Source organism: Aureimonas pseudogalii, from assembly GCF_014196835.1.
Taxonomy (GTDB): Bacteria; Pseudomonadota; Alphaproteobacteria; order Rhizobiales; family Rhizobiaceae; genus Aureimonas; species Aureimonas pseudogalii.
Window position 1 is genome coordinate 149830 of the sequence record NZ_JACIEK010000003.1, and the last position, 13075, is coordinate 162904.

Below are 13075 nucleotides of genomic sequence, written 5' to 3' on the forward strand. Positions count from 1 at the left end.
TTTTTCTTACGTTTTGGCTCGGCAAGCCGCCGCACGGTCCCGAAGCCGCACTCGACGGCCGACAGCGAGGAGGAACGCGTTCACCCGATGCAGCCGGACGGGCATTCTCGTCGAGCGCGGCGCTTCGCGAACGGGCGCGGCGGACCGGCTAGGCGGCGTCGCTTTGGAAGCCGTAGGTGCCGAAGCCCTGCAGCGTCTCGGCGATCTCCTCTTCGGAGAGGATCACCGGGCCGCCGGGGATCTGCAGGCTGTGGAAATACTGCCTGGCGAGCGTCTCCAGTTCCACCGCGCGCCACATCGCCTTGTCCAGCGTCTCGCCCATCGCGATCATGCCGTGGTTGGCGAGGAGGCAGGCCGTGCGCCCCTCCAGCGCTTCGAGCGCCAGTTGCGAAAGCTCCGCGGTGCCATAGCGGGCATAGCCGGCGCAGCGCACGTCGCTGCCGCCGAAGGCTGCCACCATGTAGTGGCAGGCCGGAATGTCGCGCCGGGCGATGGCCATCACCGTGCAAAAGGTCGAGTGGGCGTGGACGACGGCGTTCATGTCCGGCCGGCGGCGCAGGATCTCGCGGTGGAAGCGCCATTCCACGGAGGGCGCGATCGGCCCCTGCCAGTCCGATCCGTCGCCGGACATGGGCATCGAGACGATCATCTCGGGCGTCATCGAATCGTAGGGCGTGGCCGTCGGCGTGATCAGCATGCGGTCGCCGAGCCGCAGCGAGATGTTGCCGGAGGTGCCTTGGTTCAGGCCGTTGGCGTTCATCTCGCGGCAGAGGTCGATGATCGTCTGCCGCAGGTCTCGCTCGGATGTCTCGGGCATCATTCGTCTTTCTCTTGCAAGGGCGGTGTCAGCCAGCCGTCAGCAATACCTTGACGCTCCGCGTCCGATCCAGCGCCAGACGGAAGGCGTCGGGCGCCAAGTCGAGCGGACGACGCGCGGTGACGATGGCGAGAACGTCGACCTGGCCCGAGACGATGAGCTCGACGGCCTCCGCGAACTCGCGATCGAACCGGAACGTGCCGCGAAGGTCGAGCTCCTTCGCCATCACCGCGTTCATCGGCGCGGGAACGGCCCCGCCCGGCAGGTTGCCGACCTGCACCACGATGCCGCCACGCCGGACCCCAGTGATCGCGGAGGAGAGGCCCGCCGCCGTGCCGGACACCTCGAAGACGATGTCGGGCGCACCGAGCGTCGCAACCCCGTCCGGCTCGGCCGAGAGGTCGATCGTACGATCGGCGCCGAGGCGGGCGGCGAAGGCGAGCGGCGCGGCGGCGACGTCGATCATCGCGACCGATGCGGCGCTTTCGAGCCGGGCGGCCAGCAACGTGAGGAGGCCGATGGGCCCCGCGCCGACGATCGCCACCGACCGGCCTTCGAGGTCGCCGGCGCGATGGACGGCATGCAGGCAGACCGCCAACGGCTCGGCGAGCGCCGCCGCCTCGACCGGCACGGTGTCCGGCACGGCGAAACACTGCCCGGGCGTCGTGTCGAAGAGCGAGGCGAAGCCGCCCTGCATGTGCGGATCCTTCGAGGCCGAGCCCATGAAGAAGACGTTCTCGCAGAGGTTGGCGCGGCCCTCGCGGCAACGCGGGCAATGGCCGCAGGCGCGAGCGGGATTGATGGCGACGCGCTGCCCGACCACGAGGCCCGAGACGTCGGCGCCCACCGCATCGATCGTTCCCGCCACCTCGTGGCCGAGGATCAGCGGCTCCTTGACCACGAAGTCACCGGTTCGCCCATGGCGGAAGTAGTGCATGTCGGAGCCGCAGATGCCGCCGGCGCCGAAGCGCACGCGTACCGCGCCGGGGGCGAGATCCCCGAGTTCGCGCTCCACCACGCGAAGGTCTTCGGCCGCGAAGATCGTCGCGGCTCGTGCGCTCGCGCCGCTCATCGGATCAGCCCCATCTGCGTCGGCAGCCAGAGCGTGACGGCGGGAACGAAGGTGATGACGAAGAGCGCGACGAAGAGCGGGATCAGCCACGGCAGGATCGCGATCGTGGTGCGCTCGACGGAGAGTTTGGCGACGCGCGACAGGACGAAGAGGACCATGCCGAGCGGCGGGTGGAGGAGGCCGATCATCAGGTTGAGCGTGATGATGAGCCCGAAATGCACGGGGTCGATGCCGAGGCGCAGGGCGATCGGCAGGAGGATCGGCACGATGATCGTGATCGCCGCGATCGTGTCGAGGAAGCAGCCGACGATGAGGACGAGGATGTTGACGAGGAGGAGGAACATCCAGGGATTGTCGGTGACCGCGAGGATCGCGTCCGACAGCAGCTGCGCGGCTTGGCTCACCGTCAGCAGCCACGCGAAGACCGAGGCGGCGGTGACGATGAAGAGCACCGAGGCGGTGGTCTCGATCGTGTCGAAGCTCGCTTTGGCGAGGCCCCGGAAGGTCATCGAGCGGTAGCGCACGAGGCCGAGGAAGAGTGACCAGATGACGGCGGCGACGGCCGCTTCCGTCGGCGTGAACCAGCCCATCGTCATGCCGCCGATGAGGATCACCGGCGTCATCAGCGCCATCACGGCCGAGAAGTCGAAATACCAGTCGACGGCGATGAGGGCGAGAAGCGCGACGCCGACCGAGAGGTTCAGCGACAGGCCGGTCAGCGTCAGCAGCCAGATGGAGAGCGGCACGGCGAGCACGACGACGATCTCGAGCGAGGCGGCGAAGAGCTTGCGCACCTCGAAGGGCGCGTCCGAGCCCCAGCCCTTGCGATAGGCCATGATCGCGACGGTGATCATCATCAGGAGCGTCATCACGACGCCCGGCACGATGCCGGCCATGAAGAGGGCGCCGATCGAGACGTTGGCCATCATGCCGTAGATGACGAAGGGCAGAGAAGGCGGGAAGATCGGCCCGAGCGTCGCCGAGGCCGCGGTGACGCCGACGGCGGCCTCCACGGGATAGCCGTGGTCGCGCATCGCCTTGATCTCGATCGTGCCGATGCCGGCGGCGTCGGCGAGCGCGGTGCCGGACATGCCCGAGAAGATCACCGAGCCGATGATGTTCACCTGCGCGAGGCCGCCCTTCATCCAGCCGACCAGCGCGACGGCGAAGGCGTAGATGCGGCCGGTGACGCCGGCGATGTTCATCAGGTTACCGGCGAGGATGAAGAACGGCACGGCGAGCAGCGGGAAGCTCTCGACGCCGGCGATCATCCGCTGCGCGATGATGATGTCGGGGGCGATGCCGTAGACGAGGAGATAGAGGCCGGAGGCCACGAACATGGCGATGGCGACGGGAACGCCGATCACCATGAAGCCGAGGAACGATCCGATGAGAAGCAGCATGGCCCTTATTCTCCGAAGCCGTCGAACGCGCCGGGGCGTTCGAGCACCGAATAGCCGCGGCGCCAGTTGCCCCAGGCCACCTGCAGGGCGCGCAGCAGCATGAGCACGAAGGCGGCGAAGACGGTGTAGAAGACGATGGAGCGCGGCAGGTCGATCGTGACCATGCGCTCGCGCGAGACGATGCCGACATAGCGCCAGAGCAGCTTCACGGCGTAGGCGAGAAAGGCGATGCGCACCACGTCCACGATGATGGCGAGCGCGCGGCCGAGGCGGGCGGGAATGTAGTGGTAGAGCACGTCGACCTGGATGTGCCGCGACATGCGAACGCACATCACCGCGCCGAGGAAGACGACGACCACCAGGCAGTTGATCGCGATCTCCTCGGTCCAGGCGAGGCTGTCGTTCATCACGTAGCGGGTGAAGAACTGCAGGAAGACGCAGAGCGCCATGCCCCAGAAGACGGCCAGCGCCACCCAGTCCTCGACCGAGAAGGGCGAGAGGTCGGCGGGGCCAGTGTCCTCGTCGAATGCCTGCGCGATCTCTTCGGTGGTGACCTGCGTGTGATGCTCTGCTGCCATGGCGATGGTCCTTCCGGGCGCAAGCCTCCGGCAGGCCGGAGACACGACGGTCGGCCGGGGCGGAGCAGGCGATGGGAAACGCTTCGGGACGGGCGGCTTCGGGCACGGAGCGCCCGAAGCCTGATGCGCTGCGGTCTACTGAACGGCGCGGATCGCGTCGTAGTCGGCCTGGCGGTAGCCATAGGTTTCGAGCGGCGCCTTCTCGCGCACCGTCTTCTCGAAGTCGGCCTTGTCGACCTCGGCGACATCGACGCCGCGATCCCTAAAGGTCTGGACGAGAGCAGCCTCGCGCTCCTCGACGATCTTCGTGGCGCGCGCCGCCGCCTCCAGCATCACATCCGAGAAGATCTGCTTGTCGGCGTCGGAGAGCGAGGCCCAGCGCGTCTGCGAGACCACGGTGTTGAGGTGGTCGACGATGTGGCCGGTGAGGGCGATGTACTTCTGCACCTCGTAGAACTTCTTGGCCTCGATCGTCGTCAGCGGGTTCTCCTGCGCCTCGACCGTGCCGTTCTGCAGCGCCAGATAGACCTCGGCGAAGGCGATGGGCGCGGTGTTGGCGCCGCAGGCGCGGGGCATGGCGAGATAGGCGGGCACGTCGGGCACGCGCATCTTCACGCCCGCGAGATCGGCGCAGGTCTTGATCGGCTTGTTCGCCGTGGTCTGGCGCGTGCCGTAGTAGGTAACAGCCGCGATGTGATGGCCGGAGGCCTCCTCGTAGCCGGCGGCGAGCGTCTTGAAGACGTCGCTCCTCGTGTAGGCGAGGAGATGGTCGGGGCTGCGGAAGATGTAAGGGTAGTAGGTCACGCCGATCGGCGGGTACTCGCGCGAGGCGAAGGACGAGCCGGAGATGATGATGTCGGCGGTGCCGAGCGTCAGGCCCTGGTTGAGGTCGGCTTCCTTGCCGAGCTGCGAGGCGGGATAGACGGTGATCTCGTAGCGCCCCTCGGTGCGCTTCTTGATCTCCTCGGCCGCCCAGACCGATTCGGTGTGGAAGGGCTCTGTCACCTCGTAGACATGCGCCCAGGTGAGCTTCGTCTGCGCCTGCGCGAGGCCCGGCGTCATCGCGAAGGCGGCGAGCGCCCCCAGCATCCATTTCGTCGTCGTCATCTCATATCCTCCCGGTCTTGGAACTTCGAGCCTTCGGCGGGGCGCCGCGGCTTCTTGGGTGTTGCGAGGTCGTTCGGCGCGGGGTTCGCGGCTTCGCCGAAGCCACGCTGGAAGCGCTCGGCCGAACGCTGCAGGTGGCGGCGCATCGCGGCGTCGGCCGCGGCGGGATCGCCCGCCGCGATGGCGTCGCGCACGGCGCGGTGCTCGTGGTGGGCGATGCGCCAGCTTTCGCCCGTCTCGAAATAGGACGAGAGGCGCTCGAAATACGGCGTCATCCGCTGGTCGAAGAGTTCGCCGACGAAGCGCACCACGACCGCATTGCCGAGGATCGCGGCGACGGTGACATGGAACATGCGGTCAAGCGCGATCGTCTCGGGTGAGGGATGGGTGCCGTCCTCCATCTGCGCGAGCACGACGTCGAGGGTTGCGATATCGGCAGCGGATGCGCGCGTGGCGGCCTCGCGGGCCACGGCGCTCTCAATGAGCTCGCGAGCCCGCAGAAGCTCGAACGGACCCTCGATCACGTCCGGCGGGACGATCTGCGGCGGCGGCGGCGTCGTGACGTAGATGCCCGATCCCACGCGGATGCGAATGCGGCCCTCCACCTCCAGCGCGATCAGCGCCTCGCGCACGGTCGGGCGCGAGATGCCGAGGCTCTCGGCTAGCTCGCGCTCGGTCGGCAGCCGGTCGCCCAGCGCATATTCGCCGCCATCGATGAGGCCGCGGAGTTGATCGGCGACCTGCCGGTAGAGGCGCCGGGGTTGGATGGTAGCAAGGGGCATAGTGTCGTTCTGCCCCTCCCAAAGCATCCCGACTGGCCAATTGATCTGACCAATTCACCGTTTGTGAAACGCTCTCCGCCGTTCGTCAACCGGCAATTGCACCTTGGCAGTCCACCTCTACGCTGCGCTGCAGCATCGGCCGGACCGTGTCGGTGTCGTTTCCGGGTAGGACGAGATCGCGAACGGCGCTATGGCGACGTCGAACATCGATCTCCGGCAAGGCCGGACGGAGGAGGGTCCATGGTCGATCTCCCGCTCGTGCTGGCTGTGCCGCAGCCGCGCACGCTCGACACGATCTTCGCGCCCGAGTCGCTCGCTGAGTTTCAAAGGCGTTACGAGGTGCTGGAGTCGACGCCGGAGGCGCTGGCGTCGCTGGCGCCCGAAGTGCTGGCGCGCGCCCGCTACCTCGTCGGCCAGCCTGCGATCGGCGACGAAACGCTGGCGGCGATGACCTCGCTGCGGGCGATCGTCAACGTCGAGGGCAACTTCCTCGACAACATGCCGTATGAGCGCTGCTTCGAGCGCGGCATCCACGTGCTCGTGACGAGCGCGGTCTTCGCCGAGCCGGTAGCGGAACTCGGCCTCGGCATCGCGCTGTCGCTGCATCGCTCGATTGCCGAATCGGACGCCGCCTTTCGCAACGGAACCGAGCGCTACGGCCTCGACGGCAACGGCTCGGCTCGGCTGATCTCAGGCTCGACGGTCGGCATCGTCGGCTTCGGCGATCTCGGCCGCGCGGTGCATCGGCTGCTCGCCGGCTTCGGCGCCCGCGTCACCGTCCACGATCCCTGGCTGCCCGCCTCGATCCTGCGTGGGCATGGCGTCGCGCCGGCCTCGCTGGACGAAGTGCTGGAGGGCTCCGACACGATTTTCGTCACCGCCGCGATCACCGCCGAGAACGGTAGCCTCTTCGACGCAGCGGCCTTCGCCCGCATGCGCGAGGGCGCGGCCTTCGTGCTGCTCAGCCGCGCCGGCATCGTCGATTTCCCGGCCATGCTTGCGGCCGCCGCGAGCGGGCGCATCAAGGTCGGCACCGACGTCTTCCCGAGCGAGCCGGTGGCGGCGGACGATCCGGTGCGCTTGACCCCGAACACGCTTCTCTCCGCCCATCGCGCCGGCGCGCTCGACATCGTCTTCCAGCGCATGGGTGAGATGGTGCTCGAGGATTTCGCGCTGATGGATGCCGGCCTGCCGCCCATGCGCGCCAAGCGCGCCGAACGCGAGACGGTCGGCCGCATGCGCTCTCAACCCGTTTCCCGCAGCTAGAGGATCGCCCCATGCTCAAGACCATCCATCCGCTCATCACGCCGGACCTCCTGTCCATCCTCGCCGAGATGGGCCACGGCGACGATCTCGTGCTCGTCGATCGCAACTTTCCGGCCGAATCGGTTGCCGCCGAGACCGTCAGCGGCCAGTGCATCCAGCTCACCGGCGTCGGCACCACGGAAGCCGCCCGCGCCATCCTCTCGCTGCTGCCGCTCGACAGCTACGTCGACGCGCCGGTGCGCCTGATGCAGGTGGTGGGCGACCCCACCGCGGTGCCGGACGTGCATCGCGAGATGCAGGAGGCCTGCGACGCAGCCGAGGGACAGCCCGTGACCATCGAGGGCGTCGAGCGCTTCGCCTTCTACGAGGCCGCGAAGACGGCTTATGCGGTGGTGCGCACCGGCGAGGCGCGCCCGCACGGCTGCTTCATCTTCAAGAAGGGCGTCATCTTCGGCTGATCGCGAGAGGGGACGGGCGTCGGTCGCCCGTCCGCCGCCGCCGTCGTGGCGCGCCGCGACGAAACTTGATATTGCCGCTCATGTATTGCCGCGTCCGGCGATATCCCGGCCGATCGGCGGCGCCTGCCGCCCGGCCCGAACGTCATTCGAGGCCGGGCCGTGCCCGGTCTCCTCGGGACCCGATGCCATGCTTCGCCGCTTCTTCGCCTATTACGCGCCCTGGCGCGGGCTCTTCGTTCTCGACTTCTCCTGCGCCGTGCTCGCCGGTCTCCTCGAACTCGGCTTCCCCATCGCGGTGAAGGTGTTCGTGGACGACCTTCTGCCCGGCCGCGACATGGGCCTGATCCTTCTCGCCTCCGCCGGCCTTCTGGCGATCTACGTGCTCAACACCGGCTTGATGGCGGTGGTCACCTATTGGGGCCACATGCTCGGCATCAACATCGAGACCGAGATGCGCCGCAAGGCGTTCGACCATCTGCAGAAGCTCTCCTTCGGCTATTTCGACAACCAGAAGACCGGCCATCTCGTCGGCCGGCTGACGAAGGATCTCGAAGAGATCGGCGAGGTCGCTCATCACGGCCCCGAAGATCTATTCATCGCGGTGATGACGTTTCTCGGCGCCTTCGTGCTGATGCTCTCGGTGCATGTCGAGCTGGCGCTGATCACCGCCGCCGTGGTGCCGATCGGCACCTGGGCGACGACGCGCTACGGCTCGCGGATGACCAACACCTGGCAGCGGATCTACGGCTCGGTCGGCGACTTCAACGCCCGCATCGAGGAGAATGTCGGCGGCATCCGGGTGGTGAAGTCCTTCGCCAACGAGGACCACGAGCGCGCGCTCTTCGCCGACAACAACCGCAGCTACCGCGCCCGCAAGCTCGACGCCTACCGCATCATCACCGCCAGCCAGTCGCTGAACTACCTGTCGATGCGTCTGACGCAGCTGCTCGTGATGGTGGCCGGCACCTGGTTCGTGATGGCGGGCGACCTCTCCAACGGCGGCTTCGTCGGCTTCCTGCTGCTGACCGGCGTCTTCTTCCGCCCGGTGGAGAAGATCGCCGCCGTCCTCGAAACCTACCCGAAGGGCATCGCGGGCTTCCGCCGCTACTGCGAGTTCATCGACACCGCGCCGGACATCCTCGACGCGCCTTCGGCCGTCGCGATCACGCGGATGGCGGGCGCCATCTCGTTTCGCGGCGTCGGCTTCTCCTATGGCGGCGGGCGCAAGGTGCTGGACGGCGTCGATCTCGACATCGCGCCCGGCGAGACGGTGGCCTTCGTCGGGCCGTCGGGTGCCGGCAAGACCACGATCTGCTCGCTCGTGCCTCGCTTCTACGACGCCACCGCCGGCGCCGTGCTGATCGATGGGCTCGACGTGCGCGAGGCGACGCAGGCATCGCTGCGCCGGCGCATCGGCGTCGTCAGCCAGGACGTGTTCCTCTTCGCCGGCACGATCCGCGACAACATCGCCTATGGCCGCCTCGGCGCGAGCGAGGCCGACATCGCGCTGGCGGTGGAGCGGGCGCATCTGACGGCGACGATCGCGGCGCTCCCCGCCGGGCTCGACACGGTGGTGGGCGAGCGCGGCGTCAAGCTCTCGGGCGGCCAGAAGCAGCGGCTCTCGATCGCCCGAATGTTCCTGAAGGACCCCGCCGTGCTGATCCTCGACGAAGCGACCTCGGCGCTCGACACCGAGACCGAGCGCGCCATTCAGGCCTCGCTCGCCGAACTCGCGGCGGGCCGCACCACGCTGATCATCGCCCATCGCCTGTCGACCATTCGCCATGCCGACCGCATCGTCGTGGTGGCGGACGGGCGCATCGTCGAGGAGGGCGGCCACGAGGCGCTGATGCGCCGCGGCGGCGCCTATCGCCGGCTGGTGGCGGCGCAGACGGCCGGCGCCGGAGACGAAACGCAGACGGCGGCCGAGTAGGCCGCCGTCGCTTGTCTTGCGAAGCCGACGCCGGACACCCCGGCATCGGCTTCATGAGCTTTCAGAACTTGAAGTTGGCCTTGAGAAGACCGGAGCGGCCCTCGGCATAGCCGCAGGTGAGGGCGCCCTGGCAGCCCGCGACGTAGCGCTTGTCGAAGACGTTGTTGACGTTGAGCGAGACGCCCCAGTCATCCTTCTCGTAGGCGATGCGCGCGTCGAAGACCGTGGCGTCCGGCACCTTCAGCTTGTTCTCGTTGTCGGCGTAGGACGAGCCGATGTAGCGGATGCCGCCGCCGAGCTCGACGCCTTCGAGCTGGCCGGTGGGCACCTCGTAATTCAGCCAGAGCGACCCGATCACCTCCGGCACCAGGAAGGGCTGGTTGCCGACGATGGCGGGGTTGGCGTCCTCGCGGATCTCCAGATCGTAGGCCGTGAACGAGCCCACGACGTTCCAGTCGTCGGTGAGGTTGGCCTTGGCCTCCAGTTCGACGCCGCGCGAGCGGATCTCGCCGACGGCCCGCGGCACGAAGTTCGCATCCGACTGCAACGTGTTGCGGCGGGTGAGGTCGAAGAGCGAGGCGGTGACGACGACGTCGATGTCCGTCGGCGCGTATTTCACGCCCACCTCGTACTGCTCGCCCTCTTGCGGCTTCACCGCGTTGCCGTTGGCATCGGTGCCGACCTGCGGGTTGAAGAAGCGCGAGACGCTGACGTAGGGCACGATGCCGTTGGCGAATTCGTAGCCGAGGCCGGCCCGGCCGCTGAGGGCATCGTCGTTGCCGTCGTAGTCGTTGTCCCCCGCCGAGCGGTCGTCGCGGTCGATCCAGACCGTATCGTGGCGCCCGTTCAGCGTCAGGATCCAGCCCCCGCCGAACTTGATCTGGTCCTGCGCGTAAAGGCCGAGCTGGTTGAGTTCGACCTTTTCGTCGAGATAGGGCGCGAAGAGCGGCGACAGCGTGTTGGAGTAGAACGGGTTGACGATGTCGAGCGGCGGGGCCGAGCCCACCGCCTGGACCTGCGAGATCCGGTAGTTCTTGTAGTCGATGCCGGCGAGCAGCGTGTGCTCGAGCGGGCCGGTGTCGAGATGGATCTCGGCCTGGTTGTCGGTGGTGAAGAGGCCGGCCTGCGTGTCGTGGAAGAAGTTCAGCCGGTTGAGCGCGGCCAGTCCGTTCACCGGCTCGGCGAACCCGCCGAAGCCGCTTGCCGCGTCGTAGTAGCCGAAGAGATAGGGGCCGTACTCGCTGCGTGTCACGTCGGCGTAGCGCGTGTTGGAGCGCAGCGTCAGCGTCTCGTCCACCCGGTGTTCCAGATCGTAGCCGAGCGTCGCCTGACGGGCGCTGAACTGGTCGAGATCGGGCTCGTTCGTGTAGAGCGAGCGCGGAATGCGGCCGAAGGCCTCCTGCGTCACCGTGCCGGCATAGGGAAAGAAGCCGTTGGTGTGGCGCTGCTCGTCGGCCTGGTAGGTCGCGTAGATGTCGAGGCTGGTGTCGGCATCCGGCGCGAAATGCAGCGAGGGCGCGATGACGCCGCGGATGTTGTCGGCAGTGTCGGTCTGCGTGTCGCCACCCTTCACGCGCCCGACGACGCGGTAGCTCCAGGGGCTGTCCTCGGAGAAGCGGTTGCCGAGATCGACGCCGAGATAGCCGTTCGGATCGTCGGTCAGGCCGCCCTCGACATAGGCGTGCCGGGTGCCGTCGGCCCGCTTGGAGACGGAGTTGACGATGCCGCCGGCGTTCGAGCCGCCGTAGAGCACCGAGGCCGGACCGCGCAGCACCTCGACGCGCTCCAAGAGGAACGGATCGACGATGAAGCCGGCGAAGGCGTATTGGAAGAGTTGCAGTCCGTCGAGGAAGATGCCGGTCTGGGTCGCGTCGAAGCCACGGATGTAGATCCAGTCCGTATCGGAATCCGGGCCGAAGGCGCCGGCCAGCACGCCCGGCGTGTAGCGCAGCACCTCGTCGAGCTTCTGCGCGCCGCGATCGTCGATCTCCTCGCGGCCGACCACCGAGACCGACTGCGGAACCTCGACGAGCGGCGCGTCCGTCTTCGAGCCCGTGCTGGTGCGCTTGGCGACGTAGCCGTTGACCGGTCCGGTGGCGCTCTCGGCAGTGCCCGTTCCGGTTCCCGTGCCCTCGGCGGCACCCCCGTCGGCTTCCACCGTCACCGTGTCGAGCACGACCGAGGTCTGCGCGACGGCCGGCAGGCAGAGGCCGCCGAGCGCGGTCCCTGCGGTCAACAGGGCCAGAAGGGGGAAGGCGGGACGCGGCATCGACGGACTCCGAAACAAGGGACAGACCGTCAGTAAGGCATATAACATGATCGTTGCAGTCATGTTTCATTCGCTGCCTCGGATCGTCGCCCGAAGTTGCCGCTCCGCCACAGGCTAGGGCTTGCGGGCTTGATGCGATCGCCGCGACACGTCAGAAGCGGTCGCGACGACGGGCCGACGCGCGTCTCCCCCATCCGCACAGGGCCACGCATGAAGACTGCCGGACGGGTCGATCTGAAGCCGCTGACGTCGCTGCGCGGCATCGCGGCGGGCATGGTCGTTCTCTACCACTACACCGGCGGCTTCCTGCCGGCGTTGAACCTTGGGCCGCACACCGGCCTGGTGGCGCGCGGCTATCTCTTCGTCGACCTGTTCTTCGTTCTCAGCGGCTTCGTCATGGCCCATGCCTATGGCGCCGTCTTTGCCGCTCGGGTCGAGCGCGGCGCCTGGGGCTCGTTCGTGCGGGCCCGCTTCGCGCGCATCTACCCGCTTCACGTCGTCATTCTCGCCGGTTTCGTGGCGCTGGAGACGGCCAAGTGGCTGGCGACGCAGGCCGGCCACGACGTCGGCACACCATTCAACGAGGCCTCGCGGCCCTGGCAGCTCGGCGTGAACCTCCTGCTGCTTCAGACGAGCGGCATCCTTGCCTTTCCCACCTGGAACGGGCCGGCCTGGTCGATCGGCGCCGAGTTTCTGGTCTATCTGGCGTTTCCATTCTTGTCGGTGGCCATGCTGCGCGCCGGCGCGGCACGGTGCTGGGCGGCAGGCGCGGCGGCGGTGGCGCTGCTTCTCGTCATCTCGGAAGGCGGGCGCAATCTCGACCAGACCGCCCGCTTCGGGGCGCTACGCTGCGGCGGCGAGTTCGTGCTCGGAATGCTCGCGCACCGGGTCTACGTGAGCGATCGCCTCCAACGTGCCTCCGGCAGCGGGGTGATCCTCGGCGTTGCGGCGGCAACACTTTTCGCCATCCATCTCGAAGCCTGGGATCTTCTGGCGCCGCTCGGCTTCGCGGTGCTCGTTCCTCTCGTCGCCGGCAATCGCGGGGCGGTGGCACGGGCGCTGTCGCGCCCGTGGCTGGTGACGCTCGGCCTCGTTTCCTATTCCGTCTACATGGTCCACTACCTGCTCTTGGAGGCGGTCGATCTCGCCAGCCGTATCCTGATCGGCGAGCGCGTTGGCGCGGCGCTCGGGACGGGCGGCTCGCTCGCGGTGTTCGCCGCGATGATCTCAGCGGTGCTGGCGCTGTCGGTTTTGCTGCACCGGCGCGTCGAGGAGCCGGCGCGGCAATGGCTTCGCCGAACCCCCAGGCAGGCCTCCAGCTCGGGCGCGCATGAGGAGCCTGCCCTCTCGGGCACCGACGTCCGCGACAATAGGGTTCCCTGACGCGCAT

At 68.0% G+C, this 13075-nt stretch carries 11 protein-coding genes; 4 read left to right on the forward strand and 7 right to left on the reverse strand.

Going from position 1 to position 13075, the window contains the following annotated elements:
- Positions 1-148 precede the first annotated feature (148 nt).
- From GGR04_RS09120 to GGR04_RS09145, 6 genes are all read right to left on the reverse strand, one after another.
- Positions 149-817 (reverse strand): class II aldolase/adducin family protein, encoded by a 669-nt coding sequence (locus tag GGR04_RS09120; protein ID WP_183199544.1) that lies wholly within the window; start codon positions 815-817, stop codon positions 149-151.
- 28 nt (positions 818-845) lie between these two features.
- Positions 846-1889, reverse strand: coding sequence for an L-idonate 5-dehydrogenase (locus GGR04_RS09125; RefSeq protein ID WP_183199545.1), 1044 nt, complete (start codon positions 1887-1889; stop codon positions 846-848).
- Positions 1886-3292, reverse strand: coding sequence for a TRAP transporter large permease (locus tag GGR04_RS09130; RefSeq protein WP_183199546.1), 1407 nt, complete (start codon positions 3290-3292; stop codon positions 1886-1888). Before GGR04_RS09130 ends, GGR04_RS09125 begins: the two co-directional genes overlap by 4 nt.
- Before the next feature lie 5 nt (positions 3293-3297).
- A complete protein-coding gene (locus tag GGR04_RS09135; protein WP_183199547.1) occupies positions 3298-3870 on the reverse strand; it encodes a TRAP transporter small permease in 573 nt (190 codons plus the stop codon).
- Positions 3871-4005: 135 nt separating this feature from the next.
- Complete coding sequence (locus tag GGR04_RS09140) at positions 4006-4977, reverse strand: sialic acid TRAP transporter substrate-binding protein SiaP (RefSeq protein WP_183199548.1); 972 nt, start codon at positions 4975-4977, stop codon at positions 4006-4008.
- Entirely contained in the window at positions 4974-5759 is a 786-nt protein-coding gene (locus GGR04_RS09145; protein WP_183199549.1) for a FadR/GntR family transcriptional regulator, read from the reverse strand. Before GGR04_RS09145 ends, GGR04_RS09140 begins: the two co-directional genes overlap by 4 nt.
- A 240-nt stretch (positions 5760-5999) precedes the next feature.
- On the opposite strand from GGR04_RS09145, the gene GGR04_RS09150 reads away from it, so the two are divergent.
- The 3 genes from GGR04_RS09150 to GGR04_RS09160 all read left to right on the forward strand — a co-directional run bounded on the left by GGR04_RS09150 (position 6000) and on the right by GGR04_RS09160 (position 9416).
- The gene (locus GGR04_RS09150) at positions 6000-7025 is read left to right on the forward strand and encodes a hydroxyacid dehydrogenase (protein WP_183199550.1); all 1026 of its coding nucleotides are present in this window, start codon (positions 6000-6002) and stop codon (positions 7023-7025) included.
- An 11-nt stretch (positions 7026-7036) separates the two neighbouring features.
- The gene (locus GGR04_RS09155) at positions 7037-7483 is read left to right on the forward strand and encodes an RbsD/FucU family protein (RefSeq protein WP_183199551.1); all 447 of its coding nucleotides are present in this window, start codon (positions 7037-7039) and stop codon (positions 7481-7483) included.
- Between the two features lie 187 nt (positions 7484-7670).
- Positions 7671-9416 (forward strand): ABC transporter ATP-binding protein, encoded by a 1746-nt coding sequence (locus GGR04_RS09160; protein ID WP_183199552.1) that lies wholly within the window; start codon positions 7671-7673, stop codon positions 9414-9416.
- 61 nt (positions 9417-9477) lie between these two features.
- Here the strand turns inward: GGR04_RS09160 and GGR04_RS09165 are convergent, their stop codons facing one another.
- A complete protein-coding gene (locus tag GGR04_RS09165) occupies positions 9478-11685 on the reverse strand; it encodes a TonB-dependent siderophore receptor (RefSeq protein ID WP_183199553.1) in 2208 nt (735 codons plus the stop codon).
- A 210-nt stretch (positions 11686-11895) separates the two neighbouring features.
- On the opposite strand from GGR04_RS09165, the gene GGR04_RS09170 reads away from it, so the two are divergent.
- On the forward strand, positions 11896-13068 hold the full coding sequence (locus GGR04_RS09170) for an acyltransferase family protein (protein WP_183199554.1): 1173 nt from the start codon (positions 11896-11898) through the stop codon (positions 13066-13068).
- Positions 13069-13075: the final 7 nt, after the last annotated feature.